Origin of the sequence: Caulobacter sp., assembly GCF_965279145.1 — a bacterium.
Lineage (GTDB): Bacteria > Pseudomonadota > Alphaproteobacteria > Caulobacterales > Caulobacteraceae > Caulobacter.
In genome coordinates this window covers 4,149,692-4,166,906 of record NZ_OZ257139.1, presented here as the reverse complement: position 1 = coordinate 4,166,906, position 17,215 = coordinate 4,149,692, and the positions used below count along the sequence as shown (strand labels likewise).

The 17,215-nt window shown below is 68.1% G+C and carries 16 protein-coding genes; 6 read left to right on the top strand and 10 right to left on the bottom strand.

All coding sequences use genetic code 11. The annotated features are described in order from the left end of the window. Positions 1-11 precede the first annotated feature (11 nt). Together ACQY9P_RS19475 and ACQY9P_RS19470 are read right to left on the bottom strand one after the other, a co-directional pair. Complete coding sequence (locus ACQY9P_RS19475) at positions 12-1,247, bottom strand: class I SAM-dependent methyltransferase (protein ID WP_421737585.1); 1,236 nt, start codon at positions 1,245-1,247, stop codon at positions 12-14. 50 nt (positions 1,248-1,297) lie between these two features. Then, the gene (locus tag ACQY9P_RS19470; protein WP_421737586.1) at positions 1,298-2,746 is read right to left on the bottom strand and encodes a cryptochrome/photolyase family protein; all 1,449 of its coding nucleotides are present in this window, start codon (positions 2,744-2,746) and stop codon (positions 1,298-1,300) included. A 59-nt stretch (positions 2,747-2,805) separates the two neighbouring features. Here ACQY9P_RS19470 and kdsA point away from each other — a divergent pair, with 59 nt between their 5' ends. The 5 genes from kdsA to ACQY9P_RS19445 all read left to right on the top strand — a co-directional run bounded on the left by kdsA (position 2,806) and on the right by ACQY9P_RS19445 (position 8,863). Continuing rightward, on the top strand, positions 2,806-3,672 hold the full coding sequence (gene kdsA, locus ACQY9P_RS19465; RefSeq protein WP_421737587.1) for a 3-deoxy-8-phosphooctulonate synthase: 867 nt from the start codon (positions 2,806-2,808) through the stop codon (positions 3,670-3,672). After that, positions 3,669-4,670 carry an ADP-glyceromanno-heptose 6-epimerase gene (gene rfaD, locus ACQY9P_RS19460; protein ID WP_421737588.1) on the top strand — a complete coding sequence of 334 codons (1,002 nt, stop codon included), beginning with the start codon at positions 3,669-3,671 and terminating at the stop codon, positions 4,668-4,670. Before kdsA ends, rfaD begins: the two co-directional genes overlap by 4 nt. 311 nt (positions 4,671-4,981) lie before the next feature. Further along, on the top strand, positions 4,982-6,466 hold the full coding sequence (locus ACQY9P_RS19455) for an OB-fold domain-containing protein (RefSeq protein ID WP_421737589.1): 1,485 nt from the start codon (positions 4,982-4,984) through the stop codon (positions 6,464-6,466). Positions 6,467-6,477: 11 nt separating this feature from the next. Beyond that, the gene (locus tag ACQY9P_RS19450) at positions 6,478-7,680 is read left to right on the top strand and encodes an acetyl-CoA acetyltransferase (RefSeq protein WP_421737590.1); all 1,203 of its coding nucleotides are present in this window, start codon (positions 6,478-6,480) and stop codon (positions 7,678-7,680) included. Positions 7,681-7,711: 31 nt separating this feature from the next. Continuing rightward, the gene (locus tag ACQY9P_RS19445) at positions 7,712-8,863 is read left to right on the top strand and encodes a DUF3089 domain-containing protein (RefSeq protein ID WP_421737591.1); all 1,152 of its coding nucleotides are present in this window, start codon (positions 7,712-7,714) and stop codon (positions 8,861-8,863) included. On the opposite strand, the gene ACQY9P_RS19440 is transcribed toward ACQY9P_RS19445, so the two are convergent. Both ACQY9P_RS19440 and ACQY9P_RS19435 read right to left on the bottom strand, forming a co-directional pair. Further along, positions 8,833-9,198, bottom strand: a complete 366-nt coding sequence (locus ACQY9P_RS19440) for a DUF6285 domain-containing protein (RefSeq protein ID WP_421737592.1) — start codon at positions 9,196-9,198, stop codon at positions 8,833-8,835. The genes ACQY9P_RS19445 and ACQY9P_RS19440 overlap by 31 nt on opposite strands. Further along, positions 9,195-10,172 (bottom strand): phosphotransferase family protein, encoded by a 978-nt coding sequence (locus ACQY9P_RS19435; protein WP_421737593.1) that lies wholly within the window; start codon positions 10,170-10,172, stop codon positions 9,195-9,197. The genes ACQY9P_RS19440 and ACQY9P_RS19435 overlap by 4 nt, the downstream gene beginning before the upstream one ends. A 114-nt stretch (positions 10,173-10,286) precedes the next feature. Here ACQY9P_RS19435 and ACQY9P_RS19430 point away from each other — a divergent pair, with 114 nt between their 5' ends. Next, entirely contained in the window at positions 10,287-11,234 is a 948-nt protein-coding gene (locus tag ACQY9P_RS19430) for a DUF808 domain-containing protein (protein WP_421737594.1), read from the top strand. Here ACQY9P_RS19430 and recG read toward each other — a convergent pair. The 6 genes from recG to ACQY9P_RS19400 all read right to left on the bottom strand — a co-directional run bounded on the left by recG (position 11,231) and on the right by ACQY9P_RS19400 (position 17,183). Continuing rightward, positions 11,231-13,306 (bottom strand): ATP-dependent DNA helicase RecG, encoded by a 2,076-nt coding sequence (recG, locus tag ACQY9P_RS19425; RefSeq protein ID WP_421737595.1) that lies wholly within the window; start codon positions 13,304-13,306, stop codon positions 11,231-11,233. The genes ACQY9P_RS19430 and recG overlap by 4 nt on opposite strands. Positions 13,307-13,350: 44 nt before the next feature. Beyond that, positions 13,351-13,653 (bottom strand): hypothetical protein, encoded by a 303-nt coding sequence (locus ACQY9P_RS19420; protein WP_421737596.1) that lies wholly within the window; start codon positions 13,651-13,653, stop codon positions 13,351-13,353. Positions 13,654-13,723: 70 nt separating this feature from the next. Further along, on the bottom strand, positions 13,724-14,458 hold the full coding sequence (locus ACQY9P_RS19415) for an amino acid ABC transporter ATP-binding protein (protein WP_421737597.1): 735 nt from the start codon (positions 14,456-14,458) through the stop codon (positions 13,724-13,726). Continuing rightward, on the bottom strand, positions 14,455-15,114 hold the full coding sequence (gene tcyL / locus ACQY9P_RS19410; RefSeq protein WP_421737598.1) for a cystine ABC transporter permease: 660 nt from the start codon (positions 15,112-15,114) through the stop codon (positions 14,455-14,457). Before tcyL ends, ACQY9P_RS19415 begins: the two co-directional genes overlap by 4 nt. Before the next feature lie 2 nt (positions 15,115-15,116). Then, positions 15,117-15,914, bottom strand: coding sequence for a cystine ABC transporter substrate-binding protein (tcyJ, locus tag ACQY9P_RS19405; protein WP_421737599.1), 798 nt, complete (start codon positions 15,912-15,914; stop codon positions 15,117-15,119). 153 nt (positions 15,915-16,067) lie between these two features. Then, positions 16,068-17,183, bottom strand: a complete 1,116-nt coding sequence (locus tag ACQY9P_RS19400; protein ID WP_421737600.1) for a beta-ketoacyl-ACP synthase III — start codon at positions 17,181-17,183, stop codon at positions 16,068-16,070. Positions 17,184-17,215 lie beyond the last annotated feature (32 nt).

The window sequence follows — 17,215 nt, the reverse complement described above, 5'->3', positions numbered from 1 at the left end:
AGGCCAAACGTCTAGGTCCGGCTCAGACCCAGCTGGATCACATTGGTGCGGTCAGTCCGGAAGCCTGCCTCGCAATAGCTGAGATAGAAACGCCACAGCCGCCGGAAGCGCTCGTCGAAGCCCAGCTTGGCGATCTCGTCCCACGCCGCCTCGAAGCGACGGGCCCATTCGGCCAGGGTGTTGGCATAGTCCTGGCCAAAGCGGTTGATCTCGCGCCACTCCAGCCCGGCCTTGGTGGTCTCGGCCTTCAGGCGGGTCTCGCTGGGCAGCATCCCGCCCGGGAAGATGTAGCGCTGGATGAAGTCGGTGTGGGTCCGATAGTGCTCGAACAGCTCGTCGCGGATGGTGATGATCTGCAGGCCGGCGCGGCCGCCGGGGCTCAGCACCTCGTGGATCTTGCCGAAATAGGTGGGCCAGTATTCCTCGCCGACGGCCTCGAACATCTCGATGGAAGCCACGCGGTCAAAGCGGCCCTGAACGTCGCGATAGTCGATCAGCTGGATGTCGGCCCTGTCGGCCAGCCCCAGGTCGAACAGGCGCTTGCGGGCGAAATCGTGCTGGGCGGGCGAGATGGTGATGCCGGTGACGCGCGCGCCGACCTCCTTGGCCGCGAACTCGGCGAAACCGCCCCAGCCGCAGCCGATCTCCAGCACGCTCTGATCGGTCCGCAGGTCGATGGTCCGGGCCAGGGCGGCGTACTTTGCGGTCTGGCCGTCGGTCAGCGCCTGTCCCGGCTTGTCATAGAGCGCCGAGGAATAGGTCATGCTGGAGTCGAGCCAGCGGGAATAGAAGGCGTTACCCAGGTCATAGTGGGCGTGGATGTTCTTCTTCGACCCTCTGCGGTCATTGCGGTTGAACAGGTGATAGAGCGCGTTGATCGCCCGCATCACGATGTTGCCCTCGACCAGATCGTGCAGGCGGTCGAAGTTCAGCGAGAAGGCCTCGAGCACGGTCGACAGGTCCGGCGTATCCCACTCTCCGGCGATGAAGCCTTCTGCGAAGCCGATGTCGCCCGAGGCCAGGGCCCGGCGTACGAAACGGTAGTCGCGAATCTGGATCACCGCCCGGGGGCCGGGTGTCTTGCCCTCGATGTCCAGACGCTTGCCCGACGGCAGGATGAAGCTGAGGGAGCCCGCCGCCCAGTTCTCGGCCGCGACGCGCAGAGCCGTCCGGAACGCGCCGGGGGCGCGCCGCAGATCCGGGTCATTCCAGAGCGCTGTGTCCGAACAGGTCATGGCGGTCCGCATGCGGTCTCCTGGGCATTAAACGCTCTTGGGACCGTCCCCGCAAATGCCCGTTAGTCTCCCTTGAGACTTTGATAGGCGGCCAGGGCGCGTTGCCGCGCCTGGGCGTGATCCACGACCGGTCTTGAGTATATACGCTTGGCTGCCGGGGTGAGATGCGTCGCCGCCGTCCACGGGCTGTGGATAAGCTTGTCGGGCAGGTTGGCCAGTTCCGGAATCCAGCGGCGCACATAGACGCCGCGCGGATCGAACTTCTCGCCCTGGGTGATCGGATTGAAGATCCGGAAATAGGGCGCGGCGTCCGCCCCGCTGCCGGCGGTCCACTGCCAATTGCCGACATTGTTGGCCAGATCCGCGTCCAGCAGCGTGTCCCAGAACCAGGCCTCGCCCTGTCGCCAGTCGATCAGCAGGTGCTTGATCAGGAACGAGGCCACGATCATGCGAACGCGATTGTGCATGAAGCCGGTGGCCCACAGCTCGCGCATGCCGGCGTCGACAATGGGATAGCCCGTCTGGCCCCGGGTCCAGGCCGCGAAAGCCGCGTCGTCGCGGTTCCAGGGGAAGGCGTCGAACTCCGGGCGGAAGTTGGCGGTGATGATGTCTGGCCGGTGAAACAGGATTGAGTGGTTGAACTCGCGCCAGCCCACCTCCGACAGGAACTTGTCGGCCTGGGCGACGGGAATGTTTCCCGCGGCCGCCTCGGCCCGCGTGGCCGCCCAGACCTGCCGGGGCCCGATCTCGCCGAAATGCAGGTGGGGCGACAGCAGGGAGGTCACCTCGACCCCGGGAATGTCGCGCTTGTCGGCATAGTCCTGGATCTTCGAACTCAGGAAGGTCACCAGACGATCGGCCGCCCCGGCTTCGCCGGGCGACCACATCGAAAAGCCCGTGGACCAGTCCGGCCGGCTCGGATGCAGGCCCCAGTCGGAAAGATGCTCGCTGGCCGGCCACGCGGCGGGCGAGGGCAGGGTGTCCGGCGCCGGCGCGATATGCACCTCGCCAATATGCTCGCGCGCCGCTCGCCAGTACGGCGTGAACACCTTGTAGCCTTCGCCGGAGCCGTTCTTCACCGTCCAGGGCTCGTTCAGCAGGCTGGCGTTGAAGCTCTCGCAGGCCAGACCCCGGTCGCGCAGGTCGGCCTTGATCTCGGCGTCGCGGTCGATGCTGGCCTTGTCATAAAGCCGGTTCCAGACCACGCCCGCCGCGCCGGTCTCGGCGATCAGGTCGTCGAGAACCGAGGCCGCAGGGCCGCGCCGCAGGATCAACCTGCCGCCGCGCTCATGGATGTCGGCGCCCAGCGCGGCCAGCGACTTGTTCAGCCACCACAGCGACGCCGCGCCCATGGGGCGAACGCCTGGTGTCTCGTCCAGAATATAGAGCGGGATAACGGGGCGGCCGGTCGAAACCGCCGCGTCCAGCGCTGGGTTGTCGGTCAGTCGCAGGTCCTTGCGAAGCCACACCACGATCGGTCCGTCGCCGCCCATGTCGATCCGCACTTGCACCGTCCCGCTTCTGAGGCCACCTGTCTGACCTGACATCACCACTCGCCGGAAGTCTTGCCTTGAGTCAGCCCCAAGCCGTAGCCCCAAACGCCGTCGTCGAGATCAAGACCGCGAATGGAAAGCCTGTCCGCATCGGTAACGGCGAAAAGCTGTCGATCATCGCCGGCCCCTGCCAGATGGAAAGCCGCCAGCATGCGCTGGAAACCGCCCATGCGCTGCGCGAGATGGCCGACCGCCTGGGCGTGGGCCTGATCTACAAAACCTCTTACGACAAGGCCAACCGCACCTCGGCCAACGCCCAGCGCGGCATCGGGCTGCATGACAGCCTGCCGATCTTTCAGGAGATCCGCGAGGTCACCGGCCTGCCGACCCTGACCGACGTGCACGAGATCAGCCACTGCGCGCCGGTGGCCGAGGCCGTCGACGTGATCCAGATCCCGGCCTTCCTGTGCCGCCAGACCGATCTGCTGCTGGCCGCCGCCGCCACGGGGCGGGCCATCAACATCAAGAAGGGCCAGTTCCTGGCCCCGTGGGACATGAAGAACGTCATCGCCAAGGTGACGGGCGCCGGCAATCCCAACGTCATGGCCTGCGAGCGGGGCGTGTCGTTCGGCTACAACACCCTGGTCAGCGACATGCGCAGCCTGCCGATCATGAAGGAGATCGGCTGCCCGGTGGTCTTCGACGCCACCCACAGCGTGCAGCAGCCCGGCGGTCTGGGCGGCTCTTCGGGCGGTCAGCGCGAGTTCGTGCCGGTGCTGGCCCGCGCCGCCGTCTCGATCGGCGTGGCCTGCGTGTTCATGGAAACCCACCCTGATCCTGACAACGCCCCTTCGGACGGCCCGAACATGGTGCCCATGAGCCAGTTCGAGGCGCTGGTCGCCAATCTGCTGGAATACGACGCTCTGACCAAGCGGGCGGCATGACCCGGCGCACCGTCCTCGTCACCGGCGGCGCCGGCTTCATCGGCTCCAACATCGTCGCCCGCCTGGCCGAAGACCCCGCCATCGACGTGGTGGTCTGCGATCGGCTGCGCGGCGCGGCCAGCGGCAAGTGGCGCAACATTGCCAAGTCGCCGATCGCCGATTTCGTCGCGCCCGAAGACCTGTTCGACTGGCTGGCCAAGCGCGGCGGCGATGTCGAGCTGGTGATCCACATGGGCGCCGTGTCTTCGACGACCGAGCCGGACGCCGACAAGATCGTCCAGTCCAACTTCGTGCTGTCCCGTGACCTGTGGACCTGGTGCGCAGAGCATGGCCGACGGCTGATCTACGCCTCGTCGGCCGCCACCTATGGTGACGGGGACCTGGGCTTTGACGGCAAGGACGACATCGGGTCGCTCAAGGCGCTGCGTCCCTTGAACGCCTACGGCTGGTCCAAGGCCCTGTTCGACATCTATGCCGTGCGCGAGGCCGCCCGGGGGCGCGCGCCGCTGCAATGGGTGGGCCTGAAGTTCTTCAACGTCTATGGCCCCAACGAGGACCACAAGGATGGCATGAAGTCGGTGGTCGCCCAGATCTGGCCCAAGGTCGCGGCGGGCGAGGGCGTCAAGCTCTTCAAGTCGCATCATCCCGACTACGAGGACGGCGGGCAGCTGCGCGATTTCGTCTATGTGCGCGACGTCGCCGATATTGCCGGCTGGCTGGCGGACAACCCGCAGGTCAACGGCGTCTTCAACCTGGGCTCGGGTCAGGCGCGAACCTTCAAGGACCTGGCCGAGGCCACCTTCCGGGCGATCGGTCGCGAGCCCGACATCGCTTATGTCGACATGCCCGAGGTTCTGCGCGGCAAGTACCAGTACTTCACCGAGGCCGACATGAGCCGCCTCCGGGCCGCCGGCTACACCGCGCCGATGACCAGCCTGGAGGACGGGGTGGATGACTATGTGGCGGGATTTTTGAATACGGACGATCCGTATCGGTAGAGGCCTTGCGTCTTTCGAGGCTCGCCTGCGGCTCGCGCCTCAGGATGAGGACGGTTTGCTGATTTCCTCATCCTGAGGCGCCCGCGTGAGCGGGCCTCGAGGGACGCATGGCGAGGCCGCCAAAAACCCCGCCTCTTGCCGCCACGTCATACTTGCCGCCCCCTTCCGCGAGCGTAATCTAACCGCTGATAAGTCGCGATCTAACGCGACGTGAGCGTGACAGCCGAAAGTGGAAGCCGGTTTCGGCGCCCGTCACGCTCCAGTGCAACAGTTAGAAATATCCGCTCTGCGGATATCTCGGGGAGCGGAACATGGTCGGCATCGCCGCCTGGGGCGCGTACGCGCCGCGTCTACGTCTGAGCCGTAAGGCGGTGGTCACGGCCAACGCCTGGGTCGCGCCTAACCTTGCCTCCAAGGGCAAGGGCGAGCGGTCCATGGCCAACTGGGACGAGGACGCCCTGACCATGGCCGTCGAGGCGGCCCGCGACGCCCTCGGGGCCGGTGACGACCGCAGCCAAATCGACGCCCTCTATTTCGCCTCGACGACCGCGCCGTTCGCCGACCGGCTGAACGCGGGGATCGTCTCGGCGGCGCTGACCCTGGAAAAGTCGATCACCGCCAGTGACGTCACCGGCTCGCAGCGCTGCGGTCTGACCGCCCTGGCCGACGCCCTGGCGGCGGTTTCGGGCGGCGCGGCCAAGACCGCGCTGGTCGCGGCCGGGGAGCGCCGCAAGGCCCGCGCGGTCTCGGCGCTGGAGCTGGACTGCGGCGACGGCGCGGCGGCCTTCGTGGTCACCGCCGAGGGCGGCGCGGCTGATTTCCTGGGGCGCGGCAGCGTCACCGACGATTTCGTCGACCACTTCCGGGGCAATGACGGCGGGTTCGACTATTCGTGGGAAGAGCGGTGGATCCGCGACGAGGGCATCGTCAAGCTGGTCCCGCCCGCCATCAAGCGCGCGCTGCAAGTCGCCGGCGTCGCCGCCGCCGACGTGGCCCACTTCTGCTTCCCCTCGACCTTTTCGGGCATGGCCGCGACCCTGGCCAAGACCCTGGGCATCCCGGCCGAAGCCGTGCGCGACAACCTCGCCGCCGTGATGGGCGAGGCCGGCTCGGCCCATGGTCCGCTGATGCTCGCCCACGCCCTGGAGCAGGCCAAGGCCGGCGAGATCATCGTCGTCGCCCAGTTCGGCCAGGGTGCCGAGGCCCTGGTGTTCCGGGCCACCGGCGCGGCCAACCTCAAGCCGGCGCGTGGCGTGGCGGGTTCGCTGGCCGACCGTCAGGAAGAGACCAACTACCTGAAGTTCCTGATGTTCAATGGCCTGGTCGACTGGGACAAGGGCATGCGGGCCGAGAAGGACAACAAGACGGCCCTGACCACCCTCTATCGCAACGAGGACATGATCCTGGGCCTGGTCGGCGGTCGCTGCCGCGAGACCGGCGTCGTGCAGTTCCCCCGCACCCGCATCTCGGTGGCGCCCAACAACCCCGCCGTCGACACCCAGGAGCCGTACCGCTTCGCCGAGCGCAAGGCGTCGGTGCTCAGCTATTCGGCCGACTACCTGACCTTCTCGATGGCCCCGCCCAACCACTACGGCATGATCGTCTTCGAGGGCGGCGGCCGGATCATGATGGACATCACCGACGTCTCGCCCGGCGACGTCGACACCGGCCTGCCGGTCAAGATGGTGTTCCGCATCAAGGACATCGACGAGAAGCGCGGCTTCGTCCGCTATTTCTGGAAGGCCGCGCCGGATCGCTCGGCCGCCTCAGCCCAAACCGCCGTCGCGGCCGAATAGGAGAGACGATCATGGCGCAAGGCATCCGCGACAAGGTCGCCATCTTGGGGATGGGCTGCAGCAAGTTCGGCGAGCGCTGGGACTGCGGTCCCGACGACCTGATGGTCGAGGCCTATATCGAGGCCATGAGCGACGCCGGCATCGAGCCCAGCCAGCTGGACGCGGCCTGGTTCTCGACCCATGTCGACGAGATGGGCACGGGCAAGGGCGGCACGCCGATGTCGATCGCCCTGCGCCTGCCCAATATCGCCGTCACCCGGGTGGAGAACTTCTGCGCCTCGGGCTCGGAAGCGTTCCGCGGCGCGGTCTATGCCGTGGCCTCGGGCGCGGCCGATATCGCCATCGCCCTGGGCGTCGAGAAGCTGAAGGACACCGGCTATGGCGGCCTGCCGGTGGCCAATCCGGGCACCCTGACGCCGCAGGTCATGCCCAACGGCTCGGCGCCCGGCAATTTCGCCCAGCTGGCCAGCGCCTATCGCGCCAAGCATGGCGTCTCCAAGGACGATCTCAAGCGCGCCATCGCCCACGTCTCGGTCAAGAGCCACGCCAACGGGGTCAAGAACGCCAAGGCCCACCTGCGCAAGGCGATCACGGTGGATCAGGTGCTGAACGCTCCGATGATCGCCGAGCCCCTGGGCCTGTTCGACTGCTGCGGCGTGTCGGACGGGGCGGCCTGCGCCATCGTCACCACGCCCGAGATCGCCAAGGCGATGGGCAAGAAGAACCTGACGATGGTCAAGGCCATCCAGCTGTCGGTCTCCAACGGCTATGAAAGCCAGTACAACGGCTGGGACGGCAGCCACTTCCACACCGCCCGCATCGCCGCCGGCAAGGCCTATCGCGAGGCCGGAATCGAGCGGCCGCGCGAGCAGATCTCGATGATCGAGGTGCACGACTGCTTCTCGATCACCGAGCTGGTGACCATGGAGGACCTGTTCATCTCGCCCGAGGGCCAAGGCTGGCGCGACGTGATGGACGGCTTCTACGACGCCGACGGCGGGGTGCCTTGCCAGATCGACGGCGGCCTCAAGTGCTTCGGCCACCCGATCGGCGCCTCGGGCCTGCGGATGCTTTACGAGATGTACCTGCAGCTGCAGGGCCGGGCCGGCGAGCGACAGCTGAAAGACCCGGTTTTCGGCATGACCCACAATCTGGGCGGCGCGCCGGCCAGCAATGTGTGTTCGGTCGCGATCATCGGGCAGGAGGGGGCTTAATCCCCAACCCTGCTTGGTGTAACCCAGACTCATGGGCGACCGCTTAAAGGGCTTCAAACGCTGGATCTTCGCCGGAGCGGTCCTGGTCCTGGGGCTGCTCGTCGCGGCGGCGTTCGTGTGGCGTTACGACATCCTCAGCAACGCCCTGGACCCCAAGGTCCCGTTCCTGACCTATGAGCCGCCGCCGGCTCCGGATTACGCCAGGGCCTCGTCCTGGGCCCTCCTGCCCAAGGATCCCGCCGGACCGGCCCCCGGCGATCTGCCGGCCGACGTCTTCTTCGTCCATCCCACCACCTTCGATGGCGGACAGGACTGGAACGGCGCGATCGACCAGCCCAAGGCCCAGCGGTTCCTGTCGCGGGTGGTGCTGCCCAACTATGCCGGGCCGTTCTACAGGGTCGGCCGCGTGTTCGCGCCCCGCTACCGGCAGGCGAGCCTCTACACCTACCTGACCCTGCGCGATGACGCCCGCGAGGCCCGGCGCTTCGCCTATGGCGACGTGCGCGAGGCCTTCCGGCTCTATCTGGCCCGCTACAACAACGACCGCCCGTTCATCGTCGTCGGGGTGGAGCAGGGCGGGGCGATGGCCGCGCGGCTGCTGCGCGAGGAAGTCAGCGGCGCCGCGTCGGTCCGGGCGCGCTTGGTCGCCGCCTATCTGATCGAGACCATCGTTCCGGTCGAGGAATATGGCGTTCTGTCGCCCATTCCCGCCTGCGGCCAGCGCGGCCAGACGGGCTGCGTCGCCGCCTGGGCCTCGACCCAGGAGGGCGATTTCCAGCGCATCCAGGACCTGAACCGCCGCTCGTTGATCTGGGACAATGGCGACCAACTGATCGACCTGAATGGCCGTCAGGCGCTGTGCTTCAACCCCCTGCTGGGCGGGACGGGAACCGAGCGCGCGCCGGCTAGGCTGAATCTGGGCGCCGCCAACGCCACGGGGCTGGAATGGGGCGCTCGTCCGGCCTTCCTGCAGCGCCAGGTCTGGGCCCAGTGCCAGGGCGGTCTGCTGCACACCAGCCGTCCGAAATCGACGGCCCTGCGCGGCGCCGGATCCTGGGCTGATCGCCATAAGGTCGACGGCTTCAACCTGTTCTACGCCGACATCGAGGCCGACGCGCAGGAGCGGGTGGCGGTCGCCACGGGCAAGCCGGTTCAGGCCAGCAGGGCTTCCAGTCCACAATAGGTCGGCTGGTCGATGGCGATGCGGGCGATGGCCGTGGCCCTCAGATGCGCCAGCAGGGCAGGATCGCGCGGGGCGATGACGCCGGACTTCAAGGCCTCGCAAAGCCGATGATTCAGATCCGTGAACGCGCCGTCGCCGCCCAGCAGGGCCGTGAGCCGCGCGGTCTCCCCCGTCTCGGCCACGGCGCCCAGGCTCGCTTCGCGCGCCAGCAACGCCCGGGCGTTGTCTGCCACCCGCGCCAGGAACACCCGCCGGCCGTCGCCGGGGTTGTCGGGTTCCGAATCGAAGAGGTCGAGGGCTGTCTGGAGCTCGGCGGCGGTGGGGCAGGTGATCACGCCATGGCCTCCATCAGGTGCACAAGGTCGATCTCGGTCTCGCTGACCCGCCGCCCGATCATGGCCCGTTCGATCGAGGGATCCGAGCCGTTGGCGAAGCTGGCGTACATCATCAGGCACATGACGCCCCATTTCAGCGAGCCCAGGGCCTGCCAGAACTGTAGCCGCGACAACGGGATCTCGCGGCCTCCACCGGCCGCATAGCCGTCCAGCAGGGCCTGATAGTCGCCAAAGCCGCCGACCGGCTTGCGCCACTGACCAAACCGCCAGGAATTGACGCAGATCCAGCCCAGGTCCTCGGCCGGGTCCCCCAGATGAGCCAGCTCCCAGTCCAGCACGCCCACCAGGCCCTGCTCGGGGTGAATCATCAGGTTGCCGTTGCGAAAGTCGCCATGGACCAGCACGGGCGCAACGGGAGCCGGCGACGAGGCCTCCAGCCAGCGAAATGCCGCCTCGAAGGTCGGCCGCTCGGCGCCGGACTGGCGGTAGACCTCCTCGTAGCGCGCCAGTTCGCCCCGGGCGTCGGAGGTGGTCAGCGGCGGCAGGCCGACGGTCGGCGCGCCGTGGATCCGGGCCAACACCTCGCCGCAACGGTGCGCCAGGCCAGGGCGAACCGCGTCGAACGCCGCGTCGCGCACGATCCGCTTGCCCAGGGCCTCGCCTTCGAGCCGGCGCATGACAAAGGCCTCGCCCAGGCCGTCCTCAGGCGCGCAGACATGCTCGACGATTGGCACGGGGGCCCCGGTCCGGGCCGCGGCGACGATCAGGGCCGCCTCGGTGGACAGGGGTTGGGCCGTTTCGCGCGGCGTGGCGCCGTCGGGCCGACGTCGCAGGATCAGCGAGGCGCCGTCATCCAGGTCAAAGGCCCAGGTCTCCAGGCTGGCGCCGCCTGACAGTCGGCGGGCGTTGACCACGGTGGTCGCCGAGGGCGACAGGCGCGGCGCGAGGCGGGCGAGGGCGGTGGGCACATCCATGAAAACAAGGTTTCAGGTCTCACCCAGCGTCATGCAAGGGATCGCGTTATCGACTTTGCCGGCGGATCACCACACCTTGGCGCCGCCTTTCCATTCCGCCCTATCGAGAGTTCCATGCCTTCAGGTCTCGCCGCACTGCTGGATGACGTCGCCGGCATCACCAAGCTCGCCGCCGCCTCCCTCGATGACGTCGCCGGAGCCGCCGGCAAGGCCGGGACGAAGGCCGTGGGCGTGGTCGTGGACGACACCGCCGTCACGCCGGGCTACGCCATGGGCTTCACCCCCGACCGCGAACTTCCGATCGTCTGGAAGATCGCGATGGGGTCGTTCCGCAACAAGCTGCTGTTCCTGCTGCCCGGCGCGCTGCTGCTCAGCGCGTTCGCGCCGTGGGCCGTAACGCCGATCCTGATGCTGGGCGGCGCCTATCTGACCTTCGAGGCGACCGAGAAGATCCTCGAGGCCTTCGACGGCGAGGACAACGAGTGCGACGAGCCCGAGGAGCTGGCGCTCAGCGGACCCGAGCTGGAAAAGCAGAAGGTCAACGGCGCGATCCGCACCGACCTGATCCTGTCGGGCGAGATCATGGCCATCGCCCTGGCCGATGTGGCCCAGCGGCCCCTGCTGATCCAGGCGGCCGCGCTCGCCCTGGTCGGCGTGCTGCTGACCATCGCCGTCTATGGCGTGGTCGGCCTGATCGTGAAGATGGACGACATCGGCCTGCACATGGCCAAGGGCAAGAACGCCGCCTTTCGCGGATTTGGGCGCGGGCTGGTCAAGGCCATGCCGGTGACCATGGACGCCCTGAGCGCGATCGGCACGGCGGCGATGCTGTGGGTCGGCGGCGGGATCATCGTCCATGGCCTGGAGCATTTCCACCTGACGCCGATCCCGCACTGGGTCGAGGGCTTCTCGCACTGGGCGGGTGGCGTTCCGGTGGTCGGGGCGCTGACGGGCTGGATGGCCTTCGCCGCCGGATCCGCAGTCGTCGGCCTGGTGATCGGCGGCGTCATCGCCGGGGTGATGCACCTTTGGCACAAGCGCAAGGGCGCCGCCGCGCACTAACCCGCGTCGTGCTGTGGCGCGGTGGGCTTCCAGTCGAACAGTTCCTGCAGCGTCCGCACCGCCTGGCCACGGGGCGAAGTCAGGTCCGGGTCGCGGGCCAGGATCAGGCGGGCGTCGTCGGCGGCCACGGCGATCAGGTCGCGGTGGGCCACGGGGTCGGCCAGACGATAGGCGGGAAAGCCGCTCTGCTTTAGGCCCAGGGGATCGCCGCCGCCGCGCAGTTCCAGATCCTTCTCGGCGATCTCGAAGCCGTCGTCGGACTTGCGCAGGATGTCCAGCCGCTGCTGGGCGGTGTCGGACAGGGGCAGGTCGTACAGCAGCACGCAGGAACTCTCCCGCGCGCCGCGTCCGACCCGGCCGCGCAACTGGTGCAGTTGGGCCAGGCCGAAGCGCTCGGCCTGCTCGATGACCATGATGCTCGCGTTGGGCACGTTGACGCCGACTTCGACCACGGTGGTGGCGACCAGCACCGAGACCTTGCCGTCCACGAAATCGGCCATGACGGCGTCCTTCTCGGCGGCCGGCATCTGGCCGTGCACGAGGCCGACCGACGAGCCGATGATCTGGCGCAGGTCGGCGGCGCGCTCCTCGGCGGCGCGCAGGTCGATCTTCTCGGATTCCGAGACCAGCGGGCAGATCCAGAACGCCTGGGCGCCACTGGCGGCGGCGGCCTTCAGGCGAGCGATGATCTCGGGCAGACGCGGCATGGGCACGGCCCGGGTGGCGACCGGCGTGCGTCCTGGCGGCTTTTCGTCGATGCGCGAGACGTCCAGATCGCCGAACACTGTCAGTTCCAGCGTGCGCGGGATGGGCGTGGCCGACATGGCCAGCAGGTGCACCCCATCGCCCTTGTCCTGCAGTCGGCGGCGCTCGTTGACGCCGAAGCGATGCTGTTCGTCGATCACCGACAGGCCCAGGGCCTTGAAGACCACGTCATCCTGGAACAGGGCGTGGGTGCCGATGGCCACGGCGTGGGAGCCGTCGGCCAGGCCGGCCAGCTTGGCGGCCCGGCCGGCGCCCTTGTCGCGGCCCGTCAGCAGGATCACCGACAGGCCAAGGGCCGCCAGGGGCGCGGCCATGGTCTCGTAGTGCTGGCGGGCCAGGATCTCGGTGGGGGCCATGATCGCCGACTGCAGACCCGCGCCCGCGGCGTCGGCGACGGCCAGCATGGCGACCACGGTCTTGCCCGAGCCCACGTCGCCCTGCAGCAGGCGACTCATGCGCTCGCCCGAGGCCAGGTCGCCGCGCACCTCCGACAGGCTGCGGATCTGGGCGCCGGTCAGCTTGAAGGGCAGCGCCCTTTCGGCGGCCTCGGCCAGGGGGCTGGCGGCGATGCGTGGGGCGGGCTGGGCGCGGCGCGAGGCCTTGCGCTGGGCCAGGGCCAGTTGGTGGGCCAGCAGTTCGTCATAGGCCAGGCGGCGACGATGGGGTGACAGCGGATGGACGTCGGCTTCCCCGCCGGGATGGTGGGCGGCGGCGAAGGCTTCGCGCCAGGCCGGAAGAGCCTCCCGGGCCTGCCAGGCCGGGTCCAGCCACTCGGGCAGGGGCGCGGCGCGGTCCAGGGCTTCGAGGGCGAACCGCCTGAAGGTGCGCGACGGCAGGCCGGCGGTGGCGGGATAGACCGGCTCGAATTCGGGGATATCGCCGGCCCGCTCTTCCGGCAGCAGATATTCGGGATGGGCGACCTGGATTTCCGAGCCGAAGCGCTCGACCTTGCCGCTGACCGCGCGGCGGGCGCCGACCGGGTGCTGGCGCTCCAGGTGCGGGCCATGGCCCTTGAACCAGGTCAGGGTCAGGAACCCCGTCTCGTCCCAGGCGCGGATCTTCCATGGCTGTCCCAGGCGTCCGGGCTGCTGATGCGCGTCGATGCTGACGATGAAGGTCTGGACCTGGCCGTCGATGGCGCGGTCGACCGTGGTGGCGGTGCGACGGATGACGCTTTGCGGCAGGGTGAACAGCACATCCCGCACGAGGGGACCCGCCAGGCGCTCGACCAGGGGCGCGACGCGCGGCCCCACGCCTTTCAGCGTGGAGACCGGCGTGAACAGGGGAAAGAGAATCTCGGGTCGCATCTGGAGACGACCATAGCCAAGTCGGCGTCGGAAGGGGACGCTGGTTAGGCGTCCCGGTTCATCACGGGGCTGATCGCCGCGATGATATCGGCGTGTTCTTCGGCGCGGGAAGCGCCCGAGACGTTCAGGCGGGTGTAGAGCGTAGCGGCGCCGTGCCGGGTGACGGCTTCGGACCAGCGCTCGGTGGACCCGACCAGATTGTTGGTCTCGCCGGCGAACACCACCACGCCCTGAGCGTCCAGATAGATGAAATTGCCAGCGATCGTCGTCCGGGGATCGGCGCCCTCGGCCAGCTTGTAGCGGTAGACGGCGCCAGAAGCGCCTTTCAGTTCGATATAGGGTTTCACGGGACCTCGCCTCAACAGCACGCGGCGCTGGCGGCGATCTGGTGGCGGGCGCCGGAGGCCAAATTAAGGCTCAGGACGCCGCCACTTTGCCGAGGAATCGTCGCGTGCGCTCCTCCTTAGGCGCTCCGAACAGCTCGCGCGAGGGGGCCTGTTCAACGATAACGCCGTCATCCATGAAGATCGTGCGGTCGGCGACGTCGCGGGCGAAGTCCATTTGATGGGTGACAATCAACATGGTTCGGCGTTCGGAGGCCAGGTCGCGGATCACCGACAGCACCTCGCCGACCAGTTCCGGGTCGAGGGCGGAGGTGGGCTCGTCGAACAGAATAACCTCCGGATCCATGGCCAGGGCGCGCGCGATGGCGCAGCGCTGCTGCTGGCCGCCCGACAGTTCGCCCGGATACGCGTCGGCGCGGCCGCCCAGTCCGACCTTGTCCAGAAGCGCACGGCCACGCTCCAGCGCCTGGGTCCGAGACTGCTTGCGGACGACGATCGGACCCTCGATCACATTTTCGAGCGCGGTGCGGTGCGGGAACAGATTGAAGTTCTGAAAGACGAAGCCAACCCGCCCGTTCAGCGCGCGGGCCAAGGGGGCGCGGGGCGCGGCCTCGACCTCGGCGATGCGCAGGCTTCCGCCGTCCAGAAGCTCCAGCCCGGCCATGCAGCGCAGCAGGGTGCTCTTGCCCGAGCCGCTGGGGCCGATGATGGCCACGACCTCGCCGGTGGCCACCTCGAGATCGACGCCATTCAGCACGGTGGCGGCGCCGAACTTCTTGACCAGGCCCCTGGCGGTGATCGCGCTCATCGGCGGCCCTCGGCGGCGCGGCGTTCCAGAACGCCCTGTCCGGCGGCCAGCAGGGTCGAGACGATCCAATAGATCGCCGCCGCCGCCAGATACATCGTGAAGATCTCGAAGGTGCGGGCGGTGATCAGCTGGGTCTGGCGGAACAGCTCGGGCACCTGGATCGTGGCGGCCAGCGAGGTGTCTTTGACAAGGCTGATGAAGCTGTTGGAAAGCGGGGCCACGGCCGTGCGGGCGGCCTGCGGCAGGATCACCCGGCGCAGGGCCTGGCCGCGGCTCATGCCCAGCACGGTGGCGGCTTCCCACTGGCCGCGATCGACATTGGCGATGGCGCTGCGCAGGATCTCGCAGGCATAGGCGGCGATGTTCAGCGAAAAGCCGATGCCGGCCGCGACCAGCGGCGGCAGCTCGACGCCAAATTGCGGCAGGCCGTAATAGATCAGGAAGAGCTGCACCAAGAGCGGCGTGCCGCGAATGGCCGAGACATAGGCTCCGGCCGGCCAGCGCAGCAGGGCCGAGCGCGACAGCCGCATCAGCGCCAGGCCAAAGCCCAGGACCAGGCCCAGGTTCATGCCGATCAGACTGAGCGCCACGGTGTAGCCCGCGCCCTTCAGCAGCAGGGGCGCGGACTGGCGCAGAAGATCGAGCGTGGCGTCCATGCCTATCGGGTCACGTCCGCGCCGAACCACTTCTGCGACAGCGCCGCCAGCCGGCCGTCGGCGCGCATCGCGTCGATGGCCTGGTCGACCATGACCTTCATGGCAGGATCCTTGAGCATGGCCACGCCCTGGTTCTGCGCCGCGAAGGCGGGGCCCGAAGCCACGAACTCGGGCGAGTTCTTGACGAAGTCGGCGGCCACCAAGCGGTCGTTCAGCACCGCGTCGATGCGCCCGGCCTTCAGGTCCTGGTACTTGGTCGGGTCGTCGTCATAGGTGCGGATGTCGGCGGTCGGCACATTGGCGCGCGCCCAGCTCTCGTAGTTGGTGCCCAGGCCGACGCCCACCTTCTTGCCGGCAAGGTCGGCGGGTGAATAGGGGCCCGCCTTGCCCTTCAGCGTGATGATCTGGATGCCCGAGACCGTATAGGGCTTGGAAAAGTCGTACTTGGCGGCGCGTTCGGGCGTGATGGTGATCTGGTTGACGACCACGTCGATGCGGCGGGATTCCAGCGCGCCCAGCAGGCCGGCGAAAGGCGAGGGGCTGAACACCGGCTTGAGGCCCATCTGGGCCGCCAGGGCCCTGGCGAAATCGACATCGAAGCCGGCCAGCTGGCCGTCCTTGTCCTGGAAGTTGAACGGCGGATAGGTCCCCTCCAGACCGATCCGCAGGGTCTTGGTCGCTTCGACCCGTTGCGCGGTCGTCTGGGGGCCATCCTTGGCCTTGTCGCCGCAGCCGGCAAGGGCCAGCACGCCGCCGGCGCCAAGGGCCAGCAGGATGTCGCGGCGGGCAGGGAATCGCATGTGGACCTCTGACAGGTTTTCTCTCACCGCAGTTCTATACGCCCGTTCGCCCTTCGCCAGACCCCTTGCGACACCGGCGGGGCGACGATGGATCCAGCGGGCGCTTTGTCGGGATTCTGCCCTTCTCGCGCGCAGAATCCCGAGTGGTCGGGCCTACCGCTTGCGCACGAACACCGTGCCGGCCGAATAGCCCGCGCCGAAGCTGCAGATCAGCCCGGTCTCGCCCGGCTTGAAATCGTCATTGGCCGAGTGGAAGGCGATGATCGAGCCGGCCGAGCTGGTGTTGGCGTAGGTATCCAGGATGATGACGTTCTCGCCGGGAGCGGGATCGCGGCCCAGCACCTTGCGGCCGATCATCTCGTTCATGTTGATATTGGCCTGGTGCAGCCACAGCCGCTTGAGGCCGTGCGGATCCACGCCCAGGTCGGCGGCGTGCTGGATGATCATCTCGCTGACCATCGGCACCACCTCGCGAAACACCTTGCGGCCTTCCTGCACGAACAGCTTGTCCTTGGCGCCGATGCCTTCCGGGGCGGCGTTGTTGAGGAAGCCAAAGTTGTTGCGGATGTTGTTGGAGAACACCGTCTTCAGGCGGGTGCCCAGGATCTCCCAGCCGCCCGTGGCCTGGGCCGCGTCCTCGATGATCACGGCCGTGGCCACGTCGCCGAAGATGAAGTGGCTGTCGCGATCCTTGAAGTTCAGGTGGCCCGAGCAGATCTCGGGATTGACCATCAGCACCGCCTTGGCGCTGCCCGTGGCCACGAAGTCGACGGCCGTCTTGATGCCGAAGGTCGCCGAGGAGCAGGCCACGTTCATGTCGAAGGCGAAGCCCTCGATGCCCAGGGCCTGTTGCACCTCGATGGCCATGGCCGGATAGGCCCGCTGCATGTTCGAGGCGGCGCAGATCACCGCGCCGATTTCCGACACCGGCTTGCCCCAGGCGGCGATCGCCTGCTTGGCGGCCTCGACGGCCATCTCGGCCAGGATCGAGATCTGGTCATTGGGCCGCTCGGGCAGGTCGGGCCGCATCACGGCCGGGTCGATGATCCCGGACTTGTTCATCACGAACCGCGACTTGATGCCCGAGGCCTTCTCGATGAACTCGGGCGAGGAGGGGGCCAGGGCCGCCACGTCGCCGGCCGCGATGGCCTCGGCGTTCTGCGCGTTGAAGCGCTCGACGAACGTGTTGAAGGCTTCGACCAACTCGGTGTTCGAAATGCTGAAGGGCGGGGTGTAGAGCCCCGTGGCGGCGATGACGGCTTGATGCACGCGACTGTCCCGATGATGCGCGCGGAGCCTCA